Consider the following 20973-nt stretch of genomic DNA (forward strand, 5'->3'; position numbering starts at 1 on the left):
ATGGGGTGGAACAAAAAGTCAGCCGAAGACGTACTTGACTGCTTCCTGGAAGCCATAGTCAATCACGGTGACAAGGCCGATCATGATGACGACGAAGACAATCACCACGGTGGTGTACGTCGACAGCTGGCTGCGCGTGGGCCAGACGACCTTGCGGAGCTCGGCGATGATCTGGCGGTAGAAGAGCGCGAGACGGCCCAGGGGGCCCTTCTTTCCGCGCTTCCCGCCCTTGCGGGACTTCTTCTTCGACTCTGTGGTCTCGTCGTCGGCATCAGGCATGTCGATGGAGCCTACGGCGTCCGTCACGATCTCTCACCTGATTCCGGGTCGGCCGTGCCGCGCCCGGGTGGAGCCGCACGGCGGTGCAATGAAGTACGTACATGCGCACAACACCTGGCGGTGTGTGTAGCAGGGCCGGAGGGACTTGAACCCCCAACCGCCGGTTTTGGAGACCGGTGCTCTACCAATTGAGCTACGACCCTTTGTCGGTGCCCCCCAAACGTACCGCATCGTGAGATGTGGTCGGTGCGGGCCAACGAGGAGTGAGCATACGTGGTCATGGGCCCCTACGTCGAACAGAAAGCGCGCCGACCTGCCGTCGGACGCTCGTACGACCGGTAATGACCGGTCCTGTCCGGTCCGTGAAACCTGTGTGCCGGGCCTCGACGCGGTCTGGGACCATGGCCCGTATGAGCGCTGCTACCCCTCCCACCGAGCGTCGGGTCTCCGCCCGGATCGGTGCGATCTCCGAGTCCGCCACCCTCGCCGTCGACGCCAAGGCCAAGGCCCTCAAGGCCGCCGGGCGCCCGGTGATCGGTTTCGGCGCGGGTGAGCCCGACTTCCCGACCCCGGACTACATCGTCGACGCGGCCGTCGAGGCCTGCAAGAACCCGAAGTACCACCGCTACACGCCGGCCGGCGGTCTGCCCGAGCTGAAGGCCGCGATCGCCGCCAAGACGCTGCGCGACTCCGGTTACGAGGTCGACGCCTCCCAGGTCCTGGTGACCAACGGCGGCAAGCAGGCGATCTACGAGGCCTTCGCCGCGATCCTCGACCCGGGCGACGAGGTCATCGTCCCGGCGCCGTACTGGACGACGTACCCCGAGTCGATCCGCCTCGCGGGCGGTGTCCCGGTGGACGTCGTCGCCGACGAGACCACCGGCTACCGGGTCTCGGTGGAGCAGCTGGAGGCGGCGCGCACGGAGAAGACCAAGGTCGTCCTCTTCGTGTCCCCCTCGAACCCGACCGGCGCCGTCTACAGCGAGGCCGAGACCGAGGCGATCGGCCGCTGGGCCGTCGAGCACGGCCTGTGGGTCCTCACGGACGAGATCTACGAGCACCTGGTCTACGGCGACGCCTCCGCCGTCTCGCTCCCGGCCGTCCTGCCGGAGCTGCGCGACAAGTGCATCGTCGTCAACGGCGTGGCGAAGACGTACGCGATGACGGGCTGGCGCGTGGGCTGGATCATCGGCCCGAAGGACGTCGTGAAGGCCGCGACCAACCTGCAGTCGCACGCCACGTCCAACGTGAGCAACGTGGCGCAGGTCGCCGCGCTCGCCGCCGTCTCCGGCAACCTGGACGCGGTCGAGGAGATGGGGCGTGCCTTCGACCGCCGCCGCCAGACGATCGTGCGGATGCTCAACGAGATCGAGGGTGTCGTCTGCCCGACGCCGGAGGGCGCGTTCTACGTGTACCCGTCGGTGAAGGGGCTGCTCGGCAAGGAGATCCGCGGCAAGCGCCCGGAGACCTCGGTCGAGCTCGCGGCCCTGATCCTGGACGAGGCCGAGGTCGCGGTCGTCCCGGGCGAGGCCTTCGGCACCCCGGGCTACCTGCGTCTGTCGTACGCGCTCGGTGACGAGGACCTGGTGGAGGGCGTGTCCCGGATCCAGAAGCTGCTCGCCGAGGCGCGCGACTGATCCTCTTGCGGTGCGGGCCCCCGGTTCTCCGGAACCGGGGGCCCGTTTTTGCGTTCTAGCGAGGTCCCGATCGGGGAAATGGACTTCATTCGTCCATTCGAGTGCGGCAGGATCGGCCAATGGAGCACGTTCACCGCGACATCACCCTGCTGCCCAAGGCCCATCTGCACCTGCACTTCACCGGTTCGATGCGGCCCACGACGCTCATCGAGCTGGCCGACAAGTACGGCGTGCATCTCCCGGAGGCGCTGAGCAGCGGTACGCCGCCCAGGCTGCGGGCGACCGACGAGCGCGGCTGGTTCCGTTTCCAGCGTCTGTACGACATCGCGCGTTCCTGCCTGCGCGCGCCGGAGGACATCCAGCGGCTCGTCCGGGAGGCGGCCCAGGAGGACGTCAGGGACGGCTCGGGGTGGCTGGAGATCCAGGTCGACCCCACCTCGTACGCCCCGCATCTCGGCGGTCTGATCCCGGCCCTGGAGATCATCCTGGACGCGGTCGACGCGGCCTCGCGGGAGACCGGGCTCGGGATGCGGGTGCTGGTCGCGGCGAACCGGATGAAGCACCCGCTGGAGGCGCGGACCCTGGCCCGGCTCGCGGTGCGGTTCGCGGACCGGGGCGTGGTCGGCTTCGGGCTCTCCAACGACGAGCGGCGGGGCATGGCCCGGGACTTCGACCGGGCCTTCGCGATCGCGCGGGAGGGCGGCCTCCTGGCCGCCCCGCACGGCGGCGAGCTGACGGGGCCCTCCTCCGTACGGGACTGCCTGGACGATCTGCGGGCGGCGCGGGTCGGCCACGGGGTGCGTTCGGCGGAGGACCCGCGGCTGCTGCGGAAGCTCGCCGAGAGGGGCGTGACCTGCGAGGTCTGCCCGGCGTCGAACGTGGCGCTCGGGGTGTACGAGAAGCACGAGGACGTCCCGCTGCGGACCCTCTTCGAGGCCGGGGTGCCGATGGCGCTCGGCGCGGACGATCCGCTGCTCTTCGGCTCGCGGCTCGCGGCCCAGTACGAGATCGCCCGCCGGCACCACGGGTTCACGGACACGGAGCTGGCCGAGCTGGCCCGCCAGTCGGTGCGGGGCTCGGCGGCGCCGGAGGACGTGAAGGCGAAGCTCCTGGCGGGGATCGACGACTGGATCGCCTAGCCGATCCCCCGGAGCAGGGTGCGGGCGAGCGCGCGGGCGAAGTCGTCGAGGGAGTCCGGGGGCCTGCGGTCCGGGCTCATCTCCCAGGCGAAGGAGCGCTGCACACAGGCCCCGAGGAGCAGGGAGGCGGCGGCCACCGGGTCGGCGTCGGGGCTGATGCGGCCGTGCCGCTGCTCGGCGCGGAGATAGGCGGCGAGGCCCTCGATGGGCTTGTGGGGGCCGCTGCCGTAGGTGCGCATGGCCTCTTCGTGGCGCCGCTTGAGCTGCGGTTCGGCGTAGAGGGAGGCGACGACGGGGAAGGTCTGCTCGTAGAAGAGCGCGGCCTGCCGGGCGACCTCGGTGAGGTTCTCCTCGACGGTGCGGCCGCCGGGGTCGGCGGCGAGTGTGCCGAGGAGCCCGCCGAGCTGGGGCAGGCGCTCGTTCAGGACGGTCAGGAAGAGCTCTTCCTTGCTGCTGAAGTACTTGTAGAGCGCGGCTTCCGAGCAGCCGGCCGCCTTGGCGATCTCCTTGGTGGTGGTGCGGGCGAGCCCCGCCGTCCGCATGAGGTCACGGGCGGCGTCGACGATCCGGGTCCGGGTCGGCCTCTGTTCCATGCATCCTCCAGCCACGCTTGACGTACGAGTGAGTATCCACTCACCCTGGGGGTGAGTGAACACTTACCCACCCCGGGAGGGTGCGACATGAAGCTCACAGTCTTCGGTGCGACCGGCGGCATCGGCCAGGAGATCGTCCGGCAGGCACTGGCCTCGGGCCACGAGGTGACGGCGGTGGTAAGGGACCCGGCGCGGCTCACCGTGACCGGCACGCGCCTGACCGTCCGGCGGGCCGACCTGGCCGACCCCGAGGCCCTGCGCGGGGCCGTCGCGGGCCGGGACGCGGTGCTCTCGGGCCTCGGCGCCCGCACCCGGGCGGACGCGGGCGTGGCGGCCCGGCTGACCCGCTCGGTGCTCACGGCGATGGAGGCGGAGAAGACGCGCCGGCTCCTGGTGGTCAGCGCGGCCCCGCTGGGCCCGGTCCCGGACGGCCAGGCCTTCGTCGACAAGGCGGTCCTGGCGATCATCAACAACGTCCTGAAGGACGTCTACGCCGACCTGCGGGTCATGGAGTCCGACCTCGCCGCGAGCGGCGCTGACTGGACCTCCGTCCGGCCGCCCAAGCTGACGAACCAGCCGGGCACCGGGCAGTACCGCCGGGTCGTCGGCGGCACCCCGCCCCGGGGCCGTTCCCTGGCCCGCGCGGACGTGGCGCACGCGATGCTGTCGATGATCGACGACCCCACGACGGTCAAGCAGGGCGTCGGCGTCGCGTACTAGTCGGCGTCGCGTACCAGAGGCGTCGCTTACTAGAGCTGGACTCCCACGGTCACCGGCTCGTTGACGAGGGTGATCCCGAAGGCGTCCCGTACCCCGGCGACGACCTCACGGGCGAGGGCCAGCAGGTCCTCGGTGGTCGCCTCGCCGCGGTTGGTCAGGGCCAGCGTGTGCTTGGTGGAGATCCGGGCGGGCCCGGAGCCGTACCCCTTGGTGAAGCCGGCCTTGTCGATCAGCCAGGCCGCCGAGGTCTTCACGGCGCCGTCCTCGCCCGCCGGGAAGGCCGGCGGGGCCACGTCGGGCCCGAGCCGCTCCGCCGCGCGCGCGAGGAAGGTCTCGTACTCCCCCGCCGTGAGGATCGGGTTGGTGAAGAAGGAGCCCGCGGACCAGGTGTCGTGGTCCTCCGGGTCCAGGACCATGCCCTTGCCGGCGCGCAGCCGCAGCACGGTCTCGCGGGCGGTGGCGAGGGGCACCCGGTCCCCGGCCTCGACGCCGAGGGCGCGGGCGGTCTCCGGGTACTTGATCGGCGCGGACAGCCCGTCGGCGTCCTCGAGCTCGAAGCGGACCCGCAGCACGACGTACCGGTCGGGCTGGTCCTTGAAGAGGCTGTGCCGGTACGAGAAGGCGCACGCGGCGTTCGTGAGGGTGACGGTCTCCTCGGCGCGCCGGTCGTAGGCGACGACCTCGGTGACGGTGGCGGAGACGTCCTGCCCGTAGGCGCCGACGTTCTGGATGGGGGTCGCGCCGGCCGAGCCGGGGATGCCGGCGAGGCACTCGATCCCGGCGAGCCCGGCCTCGACGGTCCGTGCCACGGCGTCCGTCCAGACCTCGCCGGCGGCGAGCTCCAGGCGCGTGCCGTCCAGGTGGAAGCCGGTGGTGGCGATGCGCAGCGCCGTGCCGTCGAAGCCCTTGTCCCCGATGACCAGGTTGGATCCGCCGCCGATGATCAGCAGCGGGGTTCCGGCGGCGTCGGCCTCGCGGACGGCCGCGACCACCTCGTCGTCGGTGGTGGCGGTGACGAGCCGGGTGGCGGGTCCGCCGAGCCGGAAGGTGGTCAGGGGCGCGAGGGGGGCGTCTGCGATCTGCTGCACGGGCTCAAGGGTACGGGCCCCACCTTCCGCGGCGGCGGAGAGCGGGGCCCGTCGGGGGCTTCAGGCGAGGCGGACGACGGCCCGGGACATGCCCAGGACCTTCTGCCCGGCGCTCATGGCCGTGATGTCGACCCGCACCTGCTTGTCGTCCAGCTTCGCGGCGACCTTGGCGGAGACCTCGATCAGGGCGCCGGTCCCGTCGTTGGGGACGACGACCGGCTTGGTGAAGCGGACGCCGTACTCGACGACGGCGGCGGGGTCGCCGGCCCAGTCGGTGACGACGCGGATCGCCTCGGCCATGGTGAACATGCCGTGGGCGATGACGTCCGGGAGGCCGACCTCGACCGCGAACTTCTCGTTCCAGTGGATCGGGTTGAAGTCCCCGGAGGCGCCGGCGTACTGCACGAGCGTGGCGCGGGTCACGGGGAAGGTCTGCGCGGGCAGCTCGGTGCCGGCCTCGACCTCGTCGTAGGCGATCTTCGCGGTCATGGTCAGGCCCCCTCGGGCGCGCGGGAGACGAGCTTGGTCCAGGCGGTGACGACGTGCTCGCCGGAGGCGTCGTGGACCTCGCCGCGGATGTCGAGGATGTCGTTGCCGGCGAGGGACTTGATCGCCTCGATGGTGGAGGTGACCGAGAGCCGGTCCCCGGCGCGGACGGGCCGGGTGTAGGCGAACTTCTGGTCGCCGTGGACGACGCGGCTGTAGTCGAGGCCCAGCTGCGGGTCCTCGATGACGGCGCCGGCCGCCTTGAATGTGATGGCGAACACGAAAGTGGGCGGAGCGATCACATCGGAATGTCCGAGCGCCTTGGCCGCCTCGGTGTCGGTGTACGCGGGATTGGCGTCACCGATCGCCTCGGCGAACTCGCGGATCTTCTCGCGGCCGACCTCGTAGGGCGCGGTGGGCGGATAGGTCCGGCCCACGAAGGACTGGTCGAGCGCCATGGACTCGATACCTCCTGCTGAATTTGTTGCCGATGTTGCCGACTTGCCGATGGTGCCGACAAACGACACGAGGCCGCCCCCGAGTGGGGACGGCCTCGTGTACGAGCCTGATTAGCGCGTCTCGCGGTGCGCAGTGTGCGAGTTGCAGCGAGGGCAGTGCTTCTTCATCTCAAGACGGTCCGGGTTGTTACGCCGGTTCTTCTTGGTGATGTAGTTCCGCTCCTTGCACTCCACGCAGGCCAGCGTGATCTTCGGGCGGACGTCGGTGGCAGCCACGTGAGTGCTCCTTGACGGACGGATGGACGGATGAACGCATAGAAGAGTAGCCGATCGAAGGACCGACCCCACAATCGGCTACTGTCTGTAGCGGTGACCGGACTTGAACCGGTGACACAGCGATTATGAGCCGCTTGCTCTACCGACTGAGCTACACCGCTTTGATGATCCGGACCCCGCCCGAAGGCGGGATCCCTCTCACCAGAGCCCCAATACGGAATCGAACCGTAGACCTTCTCCTTACCATGGAGACGCTCTACCGACTGAGCTATTGGGGCGAGCGAGGAAGACATTACACGGTCTGCGGCCCATCACCCAAATCCGTTTCCCCGCGGCCTCTCGGCGGCCCTCATCAGGCGTCCCGTACGCCACACGTGGCCTCATCGGTACGACTATTGCGCTCCTCCTCGAAGGTCGCTCCGAGCGCCCCTAGGCTCGGCCCCACGCTTCGTGATCTTGACCTTGAGGAGCCTTGAGGAGCCCGATGTCAGCCGACAGCAAGCAGCCCCAGCCGCCCGAGGACGGGGCCGCCACCACCGCCGACTCGACCTCGCTCCTGCTCACCCACGCACGGCTCACCGACGGACGGACCGTGGACGTACGGCTCGTCGGCGGCCGCATCGAGGCCGTCGGCACCGCGGGCAGCCTCACCGCCGCGGGCGCCCGGGTCGACCTCACCGGCTATCTGCTGCTGCCCGCCGCCGCCGAGCCGCACGCCCACGCCGACACCGCGCTCTCCGCCGACACCCCGGGGCCCGTCTCGTACGCCCCCGAGGAAGTGCAGCGGCGGGCCACCGAGGCCGCCCTGCTCCAGCTCGGCCACGGCGCCACGGCGCTCCGCGCGCACGTGCGCATCGGCGACGTCCAGGGGCTCGGCCCGCTGCAGGCCGTCCTGCAGGCCCGGCGCTCGCTGCGCGGCCTCGCCGACCTGACGGCCGTCGCCGTGCCCCGGCTGCTCACCGGCGTCGCGGGCGCGGACGGGCTATCGATGCTGCGGGACGCGGTGAAGATGGGCGCCGGCGTGGTCGGCGGCTGCCCGGACCTCGACCCGGACCCCGCGGGCTACGTGGAGGCGGTCCTGGAGGTCGCGGCCGAGAACGGCGTCCCGGTCGACCTGCACACCGACGGGGACGATCCGGCGCGCCTGGCCCGGCTCGCGGCGATGGCGGGCGGGCTGCGGCCGGGGGTGACGATCGGGCCGTGCGCGGGCCTCTCCCGGCTCCCCTCCGAGGCGGCGCACCGGGCGGCGGACCGGCTGGCGGCGGCCGGGGTGACGGTGGTGTGCCTGCCGCAGGGCGGCTGCGGGGGCACGGAGCTGCGCGGGGCGGCGCCGGTGCGGCTGCTGCGGGCGGCCGGGGTGCGGGTCGCGGCGGGCGGCGGGGCGCTGCGGGACGTGGCCAACCCGGTGGGGCGCGGGGACCCGCTGGAGGCGGCGTACCTGCTGGCCTCGCTCGGGGGCATGGCGCCCCAGAAGGCGTACGGGGCGGTGAGCACGGAGGCGCGGGCGGTCATGGGCCTCCCGAAGGTGCGGGTGGAGGCCGGTTTCCCGGCGGAGCTGCTCGCGGTGCGCGGCGAGCGCCTGGCGGGCGTGCTGTCCCTCGCGTACAGCCGGATCGTGGTGCACCGGGGGCGGGTGGTGGCGCGGACGAGCGCGGTGCGGGAGTACTGCGACTCGGCGGCGGCCCTGGACCTGCCGCGTCAGGCGCGCCCGGAGCGGCCGCCCGAGCCGGGAAGCCCTCCGGCCGGACCCGACGTACGGTCGTGAGTATGCGCATCGTCATCGCTGGAGGACACGGACAGATCGCCCTGCGGCTGGAGAGGCTGCTCTCGGCGGCGGGGCACGAGGTCGCGGGGGTCATCCGCAACCCGGAACAGGACGACGACCTGCGGGAGGCGGGCGCCGAGCCCGTCGTCCTGGACCTTGAGTCGGCGTCGGTCGAGATGGTCGCCGCGGTGCTGCAGGGCGCCGACGCGGCCGTCTTCGCGGCGGGCGCGGGCCCCGGCAGCGGCTCGGCCCGCAAGGACACGGTGGACCGCGCGGCGGCGGTGCTCTTCGCCGACGCGGCGGAACGCGCGGGCGTGCGCCGCTACGTCGTCGTCTCGTCGATGGGCGCGGACGCCTCCCATCCGGGTGACGGGATCTTCGACGCCTACCTCCGCGCGAAGGGGGCGGCCGACGACGACATCCGCGCCCGTACGGCCCTGGAGTGGACGATCCTGCGCCCCGGCTCCCTGACGGACGACGCGGGCACGGGCATGGTCCGCCTGGAGGCCCGTACGGGCCGTGGTCCGGTCCCCCGGGACGACGTGGCCGCGGTGCTCGCCGAACTCCTCGACACCCCGGCGACCGCGGGACTCACCCTGGAACTGATCGCCGGCTCGGTCCCGCTCTCGGTCGCGGTGAAGGACGTGGCCGGCAATTGATCCCACCGACCGCCCCCGGAAACGAGTGAAGGTCCCCGGTGCAAGCACCGGGGACCTTCTTCACGTGGCGACGCCAGGATTCGAACCTGGGTAGGCTAAGCCGACGGATTTACAGTCCGCTCCCATTGGCCACTCGGGCACATCGCCATGGGTTCGCTGCCTTGGTTCACCGCTTTTCTGCGGTGTTCCCCGGCAACGACGTAAACAATACCTGATCCCGGGGGGTGCTTCGCCACCGGATTGATCGACGGCCGATCAGCGGTTCGGGCCACGGCTCACCCCCTAGGCTTTGGGGGTACCCCACAGCATCCGAGCAAGGAGCCACGAGTCATGGCCGACTCCAGTTTCGACATCGTGTCCAAGGTCGAGCGGCAGGAGGTCGACAACGCCCTCAACCAGGCCGTGAAGGAGATCTCCCAGCGCTACGACTTCAAGGGAACCAACGCCTCGATCTCCTGGTCGGGCGAGAAGATCCTGATGCAGGCGAACGGCGAGGAGCGCGTCATGGCGATCCTCGACATCTTCCAGTCCAAGCTGATCAAGCGCGGGATCTCGCTCAAGTCGCTGGACGTCGAGGGCGAGCCGCAGCTCTCCGGCAAGGAGTACAAGCTCTTCGCCTCCGTCCAGGAGGGCATCTCCCAGGAGAACGCCAAGAAGGTCGCGAAGGCCATCCGCGACGAGGGCCCCAAGGGCGTCAAGGCCCAGGTCCAGGGCGACGAGCTGCGGGTCAGCTCGAAGAGCCGGGACGACCTGCAGGCCGTGCAGGCGCTGCTCAAGGGCAAGGACTTCGACTTCGCGATCCAGTTCGTGAACTACCGCTGACCCTGTCGTGAGGTCGTGAGGGTCGTGTCCGAATACCGCCGGCCCCGGGCTCGGCGGTCCCCGCACACTGGGTCTCGGAAAGACCCGTGCGGGGAGAGGAACCAGCCATGACCGTGTACGCGTACGTCGACGGCCCCCTGGGCGAGATGCTCCTCGTCGGAGAGCTCGCCGAAGGGGGCCGGGCCGTGCTGCGCTCGCTGTCCCTGCCGGGGCAGAAGGGCGCCGTCGAGGTCGAGGACGGCTGGACGTGCGCGCCCGCGGCGTTCGCCGAGGCCGCCCGGCAGCTGGGCGAGTACTTCGCCGGGCGCCGCGACCGGTTCGAGCTGCCGCTCGCGGGCGACGCCGGGACGGAGTTCCAGCGGCGGGTCTGGCGGGCCCTGGAGGAGATCCCGTACGGGACGACCGTCTCGTACGGGGAGATCGCCCGGCGCGTCGGTTCGGCCGGTGCCGGGGTACGGGCCGTGGGCACCGCGATCGGGCGCAATCCGCTGCTCGTGGTGCGGCCCTGCCACCGGGTGATCGGGGCCGACGGGAACCTGCGCGGGTACGCCGCCGGCCTTGAGCGTAAAGAGCGGCTCCTCGGGCTCGAAGGGGCCCTCGAAGGGGCCCTCGAAGGGGCCCGCGTGTGAGCGAGGGGCTCTTTCCCCGCGAGCGGCTCACGGTGGCACCCGGGGCGGTGCACGTGCCCGCGTGGCTCCCGTTCGCGCGCCAGCGGGAGCTGGTGGACGCCTGCCGGGAGTGGGGGCGCGGCCCCTTCCCGTACCGGCAGACCGTGCTGCCGGGCGGCGGCGTGATGTCGGTGCGCTCGCTGGCCCTGGGCCGGCAGTGGGTGCCGTACCGCTACCTCGACACGGTCGGGATCGCACTGCCGGACTGGCTGGTCGCGCTCGGCCGGGAGGCGCTCGTCGAGGCGTACGGCGACGACGGGGGCTTCACGCCCGACACCGCGCTGGTGAACTTCTACGCGCCCGGGGCGCGGATGGGGATGCACCAGGACCGGGAGGAACGTTCCGGTGCGCCGGTGGTGTCGCTGAGCCTCGGGGACCGGTGCGTGTTCCGCTTCGGGAACGAGGAGAACCGCGGCCGGCCGTACCAGGACGTCGACCTCGTCTCCGGCGACCTCTTCGTCTTCGGCGGGGCTTCGCGGTGGGTTCACCACGGGGTTCCCAAGGTTTTCCCGGGGACGGCCGAACCCGCGCTCGGCCTGGCCGGGCGCCTGAACATCACGCTCAGGGAGACCGGCCTCAGCGTCTAATGTGCGGAGCATGACACCGGAACTCCGCCGCTCCCTGGGCCTCTTCGACGCGGTCGTGATCGGCCTCGCCTCGATGATCGGGGCGGGGATCTTCGTCGCGCTCGGGCCCGCCACGGACGCGGCCGGTTCCGGGGCGGGGCTGCTCTGGGCGCTCGGGCTCGCCGCCGTCGTCGCGTACTGCAACGCCATGGCCTCGGCGCGGCTCGCCGCCCTCTATCCGGCCTCCGGCGGCACCTACGTGTACGGTCGCGAACGCCTCGGCTCCTTCTGGGGCTACCTGGCCGGCTGGGCGTTCGTCGCCGGCAAGACGGCCTCCTGCGCGGCCATGGCGCTGACCGTCGGAACGTACGTGTGGCCGGAGCAGGCACACGCGGTGGCGGTCGCCGCCGTGGTGGCCCTGACGGCCGTCAACTACGGGGGAGTTCAGAAGTCGGCGCTGCTCACACGGGTGATCGTGGCGGTGGTCCTCGCGGTGCTGGCGTGCGTCGTCGCGGTCTCCTTCGGGGCGGGGGGCGGCGGTGTCCCGACGGTCGGCACGGAGCTCACCACGGGCGGTGTGCTCCAGGCCGCGGGTTTGCTCTTCTTCGCATTCGCGGGGTACGCGCGGATCGCCACGCTCGGCGAGGAGGTCCGCGATCCGGCCCGCACCATCCCCCGGGCGGTACCGCTCGCGCTCGGCCTCACCCTCGCCGTCTACACGCTCGTCGCGGTGAGCGTGCTCACCGTCCTCGGCCCGGCGGCCCTCGCCGACTCCCCCGCGCCGCTCGCCGACGCGGCCCGCGCGGCGGACGCCGACTGGCTCGTGCCGCTGGTCGCGGTGGGCGCGGCCGTCGCGGCGCTCGGCTCGCTCCTCTCGCTGATCCTCGGCGTGTCCCGTACGACCCTGGCGATGGCCCGGGACGCGTACCTGCCGACGGCCCTCGCGGCCGTCCACCCGCGCTTCCAGGTGCCGCACCGGGCGGAGCTCGCCGTGGGCGCGGTCGTGGCCGTGGTGGCGGCGACCGTGGACGTGCGGGGCGCGATCGGCTTCTCGTCCTTCGGCGTGCTCGTCTACTACGGCATCGCGAACGCCTCCGCCTGGACCCTCGGCGGCCGGAACCGCCCGCTCGCCGCCCTCGGCCTCGCCGGCTGCGCGGCCCTGGCCTTCGCCCTCCCGCTCGGCTCGGTCCTGGCGGGCTCGGGAGTGATGGCGGCCGGCGTGGTCGCCTGGGCGATAAGCCGGGGCCGGGCGGTACCGCCCCGGACCTGAGGCGGCCAGGGGCGCGTCAGCGCACCCCGTACCCGTACGCCTGGTTCGTCGGCACGATCTCCTTGCCCAGGGGCAGCAGCGACACCGGGATCATCTTGAAGTTCGCGATGCCCAGCGGGATCCCGATGATCGTGATGCAGAGGGCGATCCCGGTCGCGATGTGGCCGAGCGCGAGCCACCAGCCCGCGAGGATCAGCCACAGCACGTTGCCGATGCAGGACGCCGCTCCCGCGTCACGCCGGTCGACGACCGTGTGGCCGAAGGGCCAGAGCGCGTAGACGCCGATGCGGAACGCGGCGAGTCCGAAGGGGATGCCGATGATCGTGATGCAGAGCAGGATGCCCGCGAGCATGTAGCCCAGGAACATCCAGAATCCGCACAGGATCAGCCAAATGACGTTGAGGATCGTCTTCACGGGCGTCGACCTGCCATCTGTTCGAGCCGGGCGATCCGCTCGGCCATCGGCGGATGGGTGGAGAACATCTTGGAGAGGCCCTGCCCGGGCCGGAAGGGGTTCGCGATCATCATGTGGCTCGCGGTCTCGATCCTCGGCTCGGGCGGCAGCGGCAGCTGCTTGGTGCCGGCCTCCAGCTTCCGCAGGGCGCTGGCGAGGGCGAGCGGGTCCCCGGTGAGCTGGGCGCCCGAGGCGTCGGCCTCGTACTCCCGGGAGCGGGAGATGGCGAGCTGGATCACCGAGGCGGCGATCGGGCCGAGGATGAGGATCAGCAGGTAGCCGAGGATCCCGGGGCCGTCGTCGTCGTTGGAGCGGCCGACCGGGATCAGCCAGGCGAAGTTGACCAGGAACATGATCACGGAGGCGAGCGCTCCGGCGACCGAGGAGATGAGGATGTCCCGGTTGTAGACGTGGCTCAGCTCATGGCCGATGACCCCGCGCAGCTCGCGCTCGTCGAGGATCGCGAGGATGCCCTCGGTGCAGCAGACGGCGGCGTTGCGCGGGTTGCGGCCGGTCGCGAAGGCGTTGGGCGCCTGCGTCGGCGAGATGTAGAGCCGGGGCATGGGCTGCCGCGCCTGCGTGGAGAGCTCGCGCACCATCCGGTAGAGCGCGGGGGCCTCGAACTCGCTCACCGGGCGGGCCCGCATGGCCCGCAGCGCCAGCTTGTCGCTGTTCCAGTACGCGTACGCGTTGGTGCCGAGCGCCACGAGGAACGCGACGATCAGCCCCGTACGCCCGAAGAAGCTGCCGATGACGATGATGAGGGCCGAGAGCCCTCCGAGGAGGACGGCGGTCCTCAGCCCGTTGTGCCGGCGGTGCACGGTACGCCCTCCAAGTGGTGCGGCAGGGGAACCCTATTTCCTCGTTCCAGTGGACCCTCCCGTACTGGTCAACGCCAGGCGGGAGGTTCGGGTTCCCCAGCTCGCACGGGGTGCCGTGTGGGCCGTACGGGTGAGCGGCCGGTCTCTAGCGGGCCGCGGGGATCTTCTCCAGGCCGGCGGCGGAGGCGGCCGTGGGCTCGACCTCGCTGGTGCAGTGGGCGCAGCGGGAGGCGATGGCCGGGATCTCGGTGAAGCAGCGGGGGCAGTCGCGCTTCTCCGACTTCGGGTCCTTCGCCTCCTCCTTGGCGAACTTCTCCTGGATCTTCGTCATGGGGACGACGATGAGGAAGTAGAGGACGGCGGCGGTGATGACGAACGCTATGGCGGCGGCGATCGCGAGACCGTAGGGGAAGTCGGTCTTGCCGATCGTGAACTTGGCCTCGCTGAAGTCGCCGACCGAGCCGGTGGCCAGACCGATGAGCGGGGTGATGAACGCCTTGCTGAAGCCGGTGACGACGGCCGTGAACGCGGAGCCGACGGCCAGACCGATGGCCATCGAGACGACGTTCCCGCGAAGTATGAAGTCCTTGAATCCGTTCAGCACGGGGTGTTGCTCCTCGGTTCTCTCTGTGGGGGGATCAGAAGAGGCTGCCCGTCGCGAAGCGGAGGGCGAACTGCGGGTAGCCCGACAGGACGACTCCGACGACGGCGGTCAGCACGATCGCCAGGGTGACCGGCGCGGGCGCCCTGTGCGGGACGGGAGCACCCTCCGGCGCGCCCTCCGGCGCGCCCTCCGGCGCGCGGAAGAGCAGGGCCGTCCAGCGCAGGTAGTAGTACAGCGCGATCACGACGTTGACACCCATGATCACGGCCAGCCACCCGAGGCCCGCGTCGACGGCCGACGAGAAGACGGTCACCTTGGCGAAGAGGCCGATGATACCCGGGGGCAAACCGGCCAGATTCAGGAGGAAGAACCCGAGCGCGAGGGCCGCCGCGGGGCTCGTGGCGTACAGACCGCGGAAGTCGGAGATCCGTGCCTCGGGGTGCGTCCGTGCGACGAGCGCGACGATCGCGAAGGCGCCGAGGTTCACGACGGCGTACATGAGGGCGTACGCGACGGTGGCGCCGATCTGGTCGTCGCTGGAGTACGCGGCGGCGGCGATCGGCACCAGGAGGTAGCCGGCCTGGGCGACGGAGGACCAGGCGAGGAGGCGGACCGCGCTCCACGCGCGCGTGGAGACCTGGCGGAGGGCCGCGACGTTGCCGACGGTCATGGTGAGGGCGGCGAGGGCGGCGAGCGCCGGGCCCCACACGTCCGCGTACGACGGGAAGCCGACGACCGTCACCAGGATCAGGCCGGTGAAGCCGACGGCCTTGCCGACGACGGAGAGGTAGGCGGCGACGGGCAGCGGGGCGCCGACGTAGGTGTCGGGCACCCAGAAGTGGAAGGGCACGGCGGCCGTCTTGAAGGCGAAGCCGACGAGGGTGAGGGCGACACCGGCCTCGGCGAGCGTCTGGAGCTGCCCGGGGACGTCGTCGAGGCGCTGGGCGATCTCCGCGAGGTGGAGGGTGCCGGTCGCCGCGTACACGAAGCTGACGCCGAGCAGGGTGACGGCGGTCGCGGTGACGGAGGAGAGGAAGAACTTGAGCGCGGCCTCGCCGGACATGCGGTCGCCGTGCCTGAGGCCGACGAGCGCGAACGCGGGCAGCGAGGCCACTTCGAGGGCGACGACGAGGGTGGCGAGGTCGCGGGAGGCGGGCAGCAGGGCGGCGCCGGCGGCCGAGGACAGCAGCAGGAACCAGTACTCGCCGGCCGGGAGCCTCTCGCGGGTCTCGTCCAGGGAGAGGAACGCGGTGACCAGCGCGCCGGCGAGCACCAGCAGCTGGATGACCAGGGTGAAGTGGTCCGCGGTGTAGCTGCACGCGGGCGCGTGGCCCTCGGCCTGGGCCTTGGCGGTCAGGCAGAAGGTGGCGCGGTCGCCGGACCGCAGCGGCAGGAGGAGCGCGAGGGAGGCGAGGAGGCCGCCGATCGCGGTCCAGCCGAGGAGCTGCTTGCGCTCCTGCGGCACGAAGAGGTCGGCGACGAGGACGGCGAGGGCGACCACGGCCGTGAGGGTGGGGGGCGCGATCGTGAGCCAGTCGACGGACTGGACGAGCGACTCGCCGGCGAGCGTCGTCACTGGGGTCATCGGGTGCCTCCGGCGAGGAGCTGCTGGACGGCCGGGTCGGTGAGGCCGAGGAGGACGGCGGGCCAGAGTCCGGCGAGGACGGTGAGGGCGACGAGCGGGGTCCAGGCGGCGAACTCGTACCCCTGGACGTCGGCGATCGCCGTCTCCCCCGCTGGTCGCGGGCCGCCCATGCAGACGCGGCGGACGACGACGAGGAGGTAGGCGGCGGTGAGGAGGGTGCCGAAGGCGCCGATCGCCATGAAGGTGAGGAAGGCGGGCCGGCTGAGGCCCTCGGCGGGCTCGAAGGCGCCGAAGAGGGCGAGCATCTCGCCCCAGAAGCCGGCGAGACCGGGCAGTCCGAGGGAGGCGACGGCGGAGAAGGCGAGGAGGGCGCCGAGGCGGGGGGCGCGGCCGTAGAGGGCGGCGCCGGTGGCGCCGGCGAGGGTGTCGAGGTCGGCGGTGCCGTACCGGTTCTTGAGCGCGCCGACCAGGAAGAAGAGGAGGCCGGTGATGAGGCCGTGGGCGATGTTGGCGAAGAGGGCGCCGTTGACTCCGGTGGGGGTCATGGTGGCGATGCCGAGGAGGACGAAGCCCATGTGGCCGACGGAGGAGTACGCGATGAGGCGCTTGAGGTCGCCCTTGTTGCCGGGCTTCGCGAGGGCGAGGCAGGCGAGCGATCCGTAGATGATCCCGGCGACGGCGAAGGCCGCGAGGTACGGGGCGAAGGTCCGCATGCCGTCGGGGGTGATCGGCAGGACGATCCGGACGAAGCCGTACGTGCCCATCTTCAGCAGGACGCCGGCGAGGAGGACGGAGCCGACGGTCGGGGCGGCGGTGTGGGCGTCCGGGAGCCAGCTGTGCAGCGGCCACATCGGGGTCTTCACGGCGAGCCCGAGACCGATCGCGAGAACGGCGATGACCTGCACGGACGTGGTCAGTCCGCGGCCGTTGTCAGCGGCGAGTGCCACCATGTCGAACGTGCCCGCCTTCACGCCGATGAGGAGCAGGCCGAGCAGCATGACGACCGAGCCGAGCAGCGTGTAGAGGATGAACTTCCAGGCGGCGGCCTGCCTGCCCTCGCCGCCCCAGCGGGCGATGAGGAAGTACATCGGGATGAGGACCATCTCGAAGGCCAGGAAGAACAGGACGAGGTCGAGGACGGCGAAGGTGGCGAGGGTGCCGGACTCCAGGACGAGGAGGAGCGCGACGAAGGCCTTCGGGGACGGGCCCGCGGGCATCTTGAAGTAGCTGTACAGCGCGCAGAGGAAGGTCAGCAGCGCGGTCAGGACGAGGAGGGGGAGGGAGATGCCGTCGACACCGAGGTGGATGCGCACGTCGAGTGCGCTGATCCAGCTGATGTCCGTCGTGGCCTGCATCGTCGACGGCTGGTCGTGGTCGAAGCCGAGGGCGAGGACGATCGCGGCGAGCAGGATGACGCCGGTGACGGTGACGCCGTGGCGGAGCACGGCCTGGTCGGGTGACTTCCCCTTCAGTCCGGGCGGGGCCGGGAGGAGAGCGGCGGCGGCGCCGACGAGCGGGCCGGCGACGATCAACGCCAGAAGGAACTGCATCACGGATTCGCTGATATCGATCACGGCTCACGCTCCGGCGACGACGTTGGCGAGGGCGACGGCGACGATCGCCAGGACGACGGAGCCGGCGAGCAGGGCGCTCAGATAGGTCTGGACGTTGCCGGTCTGGGCGCGGCGGACGAGCCAGCCGAGGCCCTTGGCACTGTTCCCCGCCGCCTGTACGTAGGTGTCGACGACCTCGCGGTCCAGGAAGCGGACGAGGGAGGCGGCGGCGAGTACGGGGCGGACGAAGGCGGTCCGGTAGACGGCGTCCAGGTGGAAGCCGTCGGCGGCCGGTCCGTGCAGCGGCCCCAGGAGGGCGCGGCCGGGGTCGGCCGGGTCCTCGGCGGGGTGCGGCAGGTGCAGCGCCTCGGCCTCCACCTGACCCGCCTCGGCGTCCGGGTGGGCGACGTGCGGGACGGGGGCCGCGGCCGGGGTGCGGGCTGCGAGGGTGCGCCAGACCGCGTAGGTGATGACGGCTCCGGCGGCGGCGAGGCCCGTGCCGAGGACGGCCGTGGTGAGGGTCGGGGTGAGGGGGTTCCCGTCGAACCAGTCGTCGAGGTAGCCGGCGGTCAGACCGAAGCCGAGGGTGGGGATCGCGAGGACCCACAGGACGCTCGTCATGGCGATCGGCTGACGGCCGTGGTCGGGCGCCTCGGGGCCGCGGCCGCGGAAGGTCCGCAGCCAGAGGCGGAGCGCGTACGCGGCGGTCAGCAGGGCCGTGATCAGTCCGGCGACGAGGACGATCCAGCCGGCCCCGGCGGGGGCGACGTGCCGCTCGCCGAGGGCGGTGTGCTCGGCGGCCACCAGGACGGCTTCCTTGGAGAAGAAGCCGGCGAAGGGCGGGACCGCGGCGAGCGCGAGGAGGGCGACGGTCATCGTCCAGTACGCGTCGGGGATGCGCTTCGCGAGGCCGCTCATGCGGGACATGGCGGTGAGCGAGTTCGTACCGGCGGCGTGGATGACGGCGCCGGCGGCGAGGAAGAGGAGCGCCTTGAACGCGGCGTGCGAGAGGAGGTGGAAGATGGCGGCCCCGCGGTCGCCGACGGCGAGGGCGCCGGCCATGTAGCCGAGCTGTCCGATCGTCGAGTAGGCGAGGACCCGCTTGATGTCGTCCTGGGCGAGCGCGGCGAGCGCCGAGCCGACCATCGTGATCGCGGCCATCACGGCGAGCACGGTCATCGCGGCGGCGGAGGCGGCGAAGACCGGGAGGAGCCGGGCGACGAAGTAGATGCCGGCGGCGACCATCGTCGCCGCGTGGATGAGCGCGGAGACGGGGGTGGGGCCGGCCATGGCGTCGGGGAGCCAGGTGTGGAGCGGGAACTGCGCGGACTTGCCGGCGACGCCGGCGAGCAGCAGCAGCGCGATCAGGGTGGGGTGGTCGAGGCCGCCGCTCGCGACGGCGCCGAGGACGCCGGTGATCTGGAACGTGCCCGCGTCGGTGGCGAGCGCGAAGAGACCGATGAGGAAGGGGACGTCACCGAGCTTGGTGACGAGGAAGGCCTTGAGGGAGGCGGACCGCGCCTCGGGGGTCTCCCAGTAGTGGCCGACCAGGAAGTACGAGCAGATGCCCATGACCTCCCAGCCGACCAGGAGCACCATCAGGTCGCCGGAGTAGACGACGACCAGCATCGCGGAGGTGAAGAGGGAGACGAGCGCGGCGTACGAGGGGTAGCGGGGGTCCTCGCGGAGGTAGCCGGTCGAGTAGATCTGCACACAGGTGGCGACGACGCCGACGAGGACGGCGACGAGGGCCGCGAAGCCGTCGATGTGGAGGCTCAGGTCGATGGGGACGGAGCCCGTCGGCGTGAGCTCGGTGGCGGCGTTGATCGCCTTCCCCCCGCCCTGGCGGGCGGCGACGACGGCGGCGAGGACCGCGGCGGCGAGCGTCGGCAGCACGGCCAGCGGGCGGACGAAGCCGGGCGCGGTGCGGCCGAGCAGGAGTCCGGCGGCGGAGCCGAGGAAGGGGAGGAGGGGGACGAGGACGGCGAGGGTGGTCGTGGTCACGCGGCGGCCTCGGCCTTCTCCTCGGCGGACGGCTGTTCCTTGGTGTCGCGCAGACGGTCGACGTCCGAGGTGCCGCGGTTGCGGTGGACCATCAGGACGATGGCGAGACCGATGCCGATCTCCGCGGCGGCGATGGCGATGGTGAAGAGGGTGAGGGCCTGGCCGGCGTGGAGGGTGTCGCGGAGCCAGACGTCGAAGGCGACCAGGTTGAGGTTGACGGCGTTGAGCATGAGCTCGACGGACATCAGGACCAGGATCGCGTTGCGGCGGGCGAGGACACCGTAGAGACCGACGGCGAAGAGGAGGGCGGCGAGGACGGCCGGGTAGGCGAGGTGCATCAGCTCTCGTCCTCCTTCTTCTTCCGGGAGAGGACGATCGCGCCGACCAGGGCGGCGAGGAGCAGCACGGACAGCGCCTCGAAGGGCAGCACCCAGTGCTGGAAGAGGATCTCGCCGGTCACGCCCGTGGAGCCCTGGGCGGGGCCGTCCAGGTCGATCCAGGTCGTGCGGAACGCGTCGACGACGACCCAGACGAGGGCGGCCGCGGCGGCCAGGGCGACGGCGAGGGCGACCGGCCGGTTGCCGGAGTCGGCGTCCGGGGAGCGGCCGATGGGGGCTTTGGTGAGCATGAGACCGAAGAGGAGGAGGACGACGACGGAACCGACGTAGATCAGGACCTGGACCCAGGCGATGAACTCGGCGGTCAGGAGGAGGTACTCGACGGCGAGCCCGCCGAGCGCCACGACCAGCCAGAGGGCGGCGTGCACCAGCTGGCGGGTGGTGACGGTGACGAGGGCGGCGCCGAGGGTGACGAGGCCGACGAGGACGAAGGCGATCTCGACGCCGGTGGGCGAGAGGAAGCCGTGCGCGGCCTGCGCTGCGAGATTCACTGCTGGTCCTCCTGGGCCTCGGCCTGGGCGGCGGCCTCGGCCTCGGCGGCGGCCTGGGCCGCGGCCTTCTCCGCCGCCTTGCGGGCCGCGGCGATCTCCTTCGGCTCCTCCGCGTGCGGGTCGAGCGCGGGCGGCTCGGGGACCGTCCACATCCACTCGCGGAGCTTGTCGCGCTCGTGGGTGAGCTCGTGGATGTCGGTCTCCGCGTACTCGAACTCGGGCGACCAGAACAGCGCGTCGAAGGGGCAGACCTCGATGCAGATACCGCAGTACATGCAGAGCGAGAAGTCGATGGCGAAGCGGTCGAGGACGTTCCGGCTGCGCTCGCGGCCGCCGGGGGCGGCGGGCGGCACCGTCTCCTTGTGGGAGTCGATGTAGATGCACCAGTCGGGGCACTCACGGGCGCAGAGCATGCAGACCGTGCAGTTCTCCTCGAACAGGCCGATGACCCCGCGGGTGCGGGGCGGCAGCTCGGGCTGCACGTCGGGGTACTGCGCGGTGACCGTCTTGCGGGTCATCGTGCGGAGGGTGACGGCGAGGCCGTTGGCGAGGCCGGAGCCGGGGAAGGAACGGGGCCGCCCGGAGGACGTCGAGGAGGGGGATGGGGTCTCCCCTGCTGGAGCGGAGCCGAGAGCTT

General features: G+C 71.7%; 24 protein-coding genes and 4 tRNA genes. 9 read left to right on the forward strand and 19 right to left on the reverse strand.

Features of this window, described 5'->3' with window-relative positions; all coding sequences use genetic code 11:
• Positions 1–18: 18 nt before the first annotated feature.
• Positions 19–306 carry a preprotein translocase subunit SecE gene (gene secE / locus ACF07V_RS02960; protein ID WP_392151088.1) on the reverse strand — a complete coding sequence of 96 codons (288 nt, stop codon included), beginning with the start codon at positions 304–306 and terminating at the stop codon, positions 19–21.
• A gap of 103 nt (positions 307–409) precedes the next feature.
• Positions 410–482 (reverse strand) — tRNA-Trp (locus ACF07V_RS02965).
• A gap of 207 nt (positions 483–689) precedes the next feature.
• Between ACF07V_RS02965 and ACF07V_RS02970 the strand changes: the two genes are divergently transcribed.
• Together ACF07V_RS02970 and ACF07V_RS02975 are read left to right on the forward strand one after the other, a co-directional pair.
• Entirely contained in the window at positions 690–1916 is a 1227-nt protein-coding gene (locus ACF07V_RS02970; RefSeq protein WP_392151089.1) for a pyridoxal phosphate-dependent aminotransferase, read from the forward strand.
• Between the two features lie 119 nt (positions 1917–2035).
• Positions 2036–3055, forward strand: coding sequence for an adenosine deaminase (locus ACF07V_RS02975; protein ID WP_392151090.1), 1020 nt, complete (start codon positions 2036–2038; stop codon positions 3053–3055).
• On the opposite strand, the gene ACF07V_RS02980 is transcribed toward ACF07V_RS02975, so the two are convergent.
• The gene (locus ACF07V_RS02980; protein WP_392151091.1) at positions 3052–3648 is read right to left on the reverse strand and encodes a TetR/AcrR family transcriptional regulator; all 597 of its coding nucleotides are present in this window, start codon (positions 3646–3648) and stop codon (positions 3052–3054) included. The two genes, ACF07V_RS02975 and ACF07V_RS02980, sit on opposite strands and share 4 nt — an antisense overlap.
• 87 nt (positions 3649–3735) lie before the next feature.
• On the opposite strand from ACF07V_RS02980, the gene ACF07V_RS02985 reads away from it, so the two are divergent.
• Complete coding sequence (locus ACF07V_RS02985; protein ID WP_392151092.1) at positions 3736–4368, forward strand: NAD(P)-dependent oxidoreductase; 633 nt, start codon at positions 3736–3738, stop codon at positions 4366–4368.
• A 29-nt stretch (positions 4369–4397) separates the two neighbouring features.
• On the opposite strand, the gene ACF07V_RS02990 is transcribed toward ACF07V_RS02985, so the two are convergent.
• From ACF07V_RS02990 to ACF07V_RS03015, 6 genes are all read right to left on the reverse strand, one after another.
• Positions 4398–5456, reverse strand: a complete 1059-nt coding sequence (locus ACF07V_RS02990) for a UDP-N-acetylmuramate dehydrogenase (protein ID WP_392151093.1) — start codon at positions 5454–5456, stop codon at positions 4398–4400.
• Between the two features lie 60 nt (positions 5457–5516).
• Positions 5517–5945, reverse strand: coding sequence for a MaoC family dehydratase (locus ACF07V_RS02995; protein WP_392151094.1), 429 nt, complete (start codon positions 5943–5945; stop codon positions 5517–5519).
• Positions 5946–5947: 2 nt separating this feature from the next.
• A complete protein-coding gene (locus ACF07V_RS03000) occupies positions 5948–6400 on the reverse strand; it encodes a MaoC family dehydratase N-terminal domain-containing protein (protein WP_030687915.1) in 453 nt (150 codons plus the stop codon).
• Between the two features lie 111 nt (positions 6401–6511).
• The gene (gene rpmG, locus ACF07V_RS03005; RefSeq protein WP_003956487.1) at positions 6512–6676 is read right to left on the reverse strand and encodes a 50S ribosomal protein L33; all 165 of its coding nucleotides are present in this window, start codon (positions 6674–6676) and stop codon (positions 6512–6514) included.
• A gap of 88 nt (positions 6677–6764) precedes the next feature.
• Positions 6765–6837, reverse strand: a tRNA-Met gene (locus ACF07V_RS03010).
• Between the two features lie 44 nt (positions 6838–6881).
• Positions 6882–6954 (reverse strand) — tRNA-Thr (locus tag ACF07V_RS03015).
• Between the two features lie 206 nt (positions 6955–7160).
• Here ACF07V_RS03015 and ACF07V_RS03020 point away from each other — a divergent pair.
• Entirely contained in the window at positions 7161–8441 is a 1281-nt protein-coding gene (locus ACF07V_RS03020; RefSeq protein ID WP_392151095.1) for an amidohydrolase family protein, read from the forward strand.
• 2 nt (positions 8442–8443) lie between these two features.
• Entirely contained in the window at positions 8444–9100 is a 657-nt protein-coding gene (locus ACF07V_RS03025; protein WP_392151096.1) for an NAD(P)H-binding protein, read from the forward strand.
• Positions 9101–9165: 65 nt separating this feature from the next.
• On the opposite strand, the gene ACF07V_RS03030 is transcribed toward ACF07V_RS03025, so the two are convergent.
• Positions 9166–9247, reverse strand: a tRNA-Tyr gene (locus ACF07V_RS03030).
• A 183-nt stretch (positions 9248–9430) separates the two neighbouring features.
• On the opposite strand from ACF07V_RS03030, the gene ACF07V_RS03035 reads away from it, so the two are divergent.
• The 4 genes from ACF07V_RS03035 to ACF07V_RS03050 all read left to right on the forward strand — a co-directional run bounded on the left by ACF07V_RS03035 (position 9431) and on the right by ACF07V_RS03050 (position 12426).
• A complete protein-coding gene (locus tag ACF07V_RS03035) occupies positions 9431–9922 on the forward strand; it encodes a YajQ family cyclic di-GMP-binding protein (protein ID WP_030687924.1) in 492 nt (163 codons plus the stop codon).
• Between the two features lie 107 nt (positions 9923–10029).
• On the forward strand, positions 10030–10551 hold the full coding sequence (locus ACF07V_RS03040) for a methylated-DNA--[protein]-cysteine S-methyltransferase (protein ID WP_392151097.1): 522 nt from the start codon (positions 10030–10032) through the stop codon (positions 10549–10551).
• A complete protein-coding gene (locus ACF07V_RS03045; RefSeq protein ID WP_392151098.1) occupies positions 10548–11177 on the forward strand; it encodes an alpha-ketoglutarate-dependent dioxygenase AlkB family protein in 630 nt (209 codons plus the stop codon). The genes ACF07V_RS03040 and ACF07V_RS03045 overlap by 4 nt, the downstream gene beginning before the upstream one ends.
• A 10-nt stretch (positions 11178–11187) precedes the next feature.
• Complete coding sequence (locus ACF07V_RS03050; RefSeq protein ID WP_392151099.1) at positions 11188–12426, forward strand: APC family permease; 1239 nt, start codon at positions 11188–11190, stop codon at positions 12424–12426.
• 16 nt (positions 12427–12442) lie between these two features.
• Here the strand turns inward: ACF07V_RS03050 and ACF07V_RS03055 are convergent, their stop codons facing one another.
• From ACF07V_RS03055 to ACF07V_RS03095, 9 genes are all read right to left on the reverse strand, one after another.
• Positions 12443–12841: a YccF domain-containing protein gene (locus tag ACF07V_RS03055; RefSeq protein WP_392151100.1), complete on the reverse strand. Its 399-nt coding sequence runs from the start codon at positions 12839–12841 to the stop codon at positions 12443–12445.
• A complete protein-coding gene (gene htpX / locus ACF07V_RS03060; protein WP_392151101.1) occupies positions 12838–13701 on the reverse strand; it encodes a zinc metalloprotease HtpX in 864 nt (287 codons plus the stop codon). The genes ACF07V_RS03055 and htpX overlap by 4 nt, the downstream gene beginning before the upstream one ends.
• Positions 13702–13846: 145 nt before the next feature.
• Complete coding sequence (gene mscL / locus ACF07V_RS03065) at positions 13847–14305, reverse strand: large conductance mechanosensitive channel protein MscL (RefSeq protein WP_392151102.1); 459 nt, start codon at positions 14303–14305, stop codon at positions 13847–13849.
• 34 nt (positions 14306–14339) lie between these two features.
• Positions 14340–15890: an NADH-quinone oxidoreductase subunit N gene (locus ACF07V_RS03070; protein WP_392151103.1), complete on the reverse strand. Its 1551-nt coding sequence runs from the start codon at positions 15888–15890 to the stop codon at positions 14340–14342.
• Positions 15887–17440, reverse strand: a complete 1554-nt coding sequence (locus tag ACF07V_RS03075) for a NuoM family protein (protein ID WP_392151368.1) — start codon at positions 17438–17440, stop codon at positions 15887–15889. Before ACF07V_RS03075 ends, ACF07V_RS03070 begins: the two co-directional genes overlap by 4 nt.
• Positions 17441–17467: 27 nt before the next feature.
• Positions 17468–19447, reverse strand: a complete 1980-nt coding sequence (locus tag ACF07V_RS03080; protein ID WP_392151104.1) for an NADH-quinone oxidoreductase subunit L — start codon at positions 19445–19447, stop codon at positions 17468–17470.
• On the reverse strand, positions 19444–19785 hold the full coding sequence (nuoK, locus tag ACF07V_RS03085; RefSeq protein ID WP_392151105.1) for an NADH-quinone oxidoreductase subunit NuoK: 342 nt from the start codon (positions 19783–19785) through the stop codon (positions 19444–19446). The genes ACF07V_RS03080 and nuoK overlap by 4 nt, the downstream gene beginning before the upstream one ends.
• Positions 19785–20336: an NADH-quinone oxidoreductase subunit J gene (locus tag ACF07V_RS03090; protein ID WP_392151106.1), complete on the reverse strand. Its 552-nt coding sequence runs from the start codon at positions 20334–20336 to the stop codon at positions 19785–19787. Before ACF07V_RS03090 ends, nuoK begins: the two co-directional genes overlap by 1 nt.
• Entirely contained in the window at positions 20333–20854 is a 522-nt protein-coding gene (locus ACF07V_RS03095; protein ID WP_392151107.1) for a 4Fe-4S binding protein, read from the reverse strand. The genes ACF07V_RS03090 and ACF07V_RS03095 overlap by 4 nt, the downstream gene beginning before the upstream one ends.
• Between the last annotated feature and the right edge of the window lie 119 nt (positions 20855–20973).

Source organism: Streptomyces sp. NPDC015661 (assembly GCF_043077765.1).
In the GTDB taxonomy this organism is placed as follows: domain Bacteria; phylum Actinomycetota; class Actinomycetes; order Streptomycetales; family Streptomycetaceae; genus Streptomyces.

Excerpts from the sequence above, each read along its gene's own strand:
- ACF07V_RS03020 (WP_392151095.1), top strand. The coding sequence starts at position 7,161 with ATGTCAGCCGACAGCAAGCAGCCCCAGCCGCCCGAGGACGGGGCCGCC.
- ACF07V_RS03075 (WP_392151368.1), bottom strand. The coding sequence starts at position 17,440 with ATGCAGTTCCTTCTGGCGTTGATCGTCGCCGGCCCGCTCGTCGGCGCC.
- ACF07V_RS03000 (WP_030687915.1), bottom strand. The coding sequence starts at position 6,400 with ATGGCGCTCGACCAGTCCTTCGTGGGCCGGACCTATCCGCCCACCGCG.
- ACF07V_RS02975 (WP_392151090.1), top strand. The coding sequence starts at position 2,036 with ATGGAGCACGTTCACCGCGACATCACCCTGCTGCCCAAGGCCCATCTG.
- ACF07V_RS03035 (WP_030687924.1), top strand. The coding sequence starts at position 9,431 with ATGGCCGACTCCAGTTTCGACATCGTGTCCAAGGTCGAGCGGCAGGAG.
- ACF07V_RS02985 (WP_392151092.1), top strand. The coding sequence starts at position 3,736 with ATGAAGCTCACAGTCTTCGGTGCGACCGGCGGCATCGGCCAGGAGATC.
- ACF07V_RS02970 (WP_392151089.1), top strand. The coding sequence starts at position 690 with ATGAGCGCTGCTACCCCTCCCACCGAGCGTCGGGTCTCCGCCCGGATC.
- ACF07V_RS03095 (WP_392151107.1), bottom strand. The coding sequence starts at position 20,854 with ATGACCCGCAAGACGGTCACCGCGCAGTACCCCGACGTGCAGCCCGAG.
- ACF07V_RS02980 (WP_392151091.1), bottom strand. The coding sequence starts at position 3,648 with ATGGAACAGAGGCCGACCCGGACCCGGATCGTCGACGCCGCCCGTGAC.
- ACF07V_RS03050 (WP_392151099.1), top strand. The coding sequence starts at position 11,188 with ATGACACCGGAACTCCGCCGCTCCCTGGGCCTCTTCGACGCGGTCGTG.
- ACF07V_RS03070 (WP_392151103.1), bottom strand. The coding sequence starts at position 15,890 with ATGACCCCAGTGACGACGCTCGCCGGCGAGTCGCTCGTCCAGTCCGTC.
- ACF07V_RS02995 (WP_392151094.1), bottom strand. The coding sequence starts at position 5,945 with ATGACCGCGAAGATCGCCTACGACGAGGTCGAGGCCGGCACCGAGCTG.
- nuoK (WP_392151105.1), bottom strand. The coding sequence starts at position 19,785 with ATGCACCTCGCCTACCCGGCCGTCCTCGCCGCCCTCCTCTTCGCCGTC.
- ACF07V_RS03025 (WP_392151096.1), top strand. The coding sequence starts at position 8,444 with ATGCGCATCGTCATCGCTGGAGGACACGGACAGATCGCCCTGCGGCTG.
- ACF07V_RS03040 (WP_392151097.1), top strand. The coding sequence starts at position 10,030 with ATGACCGTGTACGCGTACGTCGACGGCCCCCTGGGCGAGATGCTCCTC.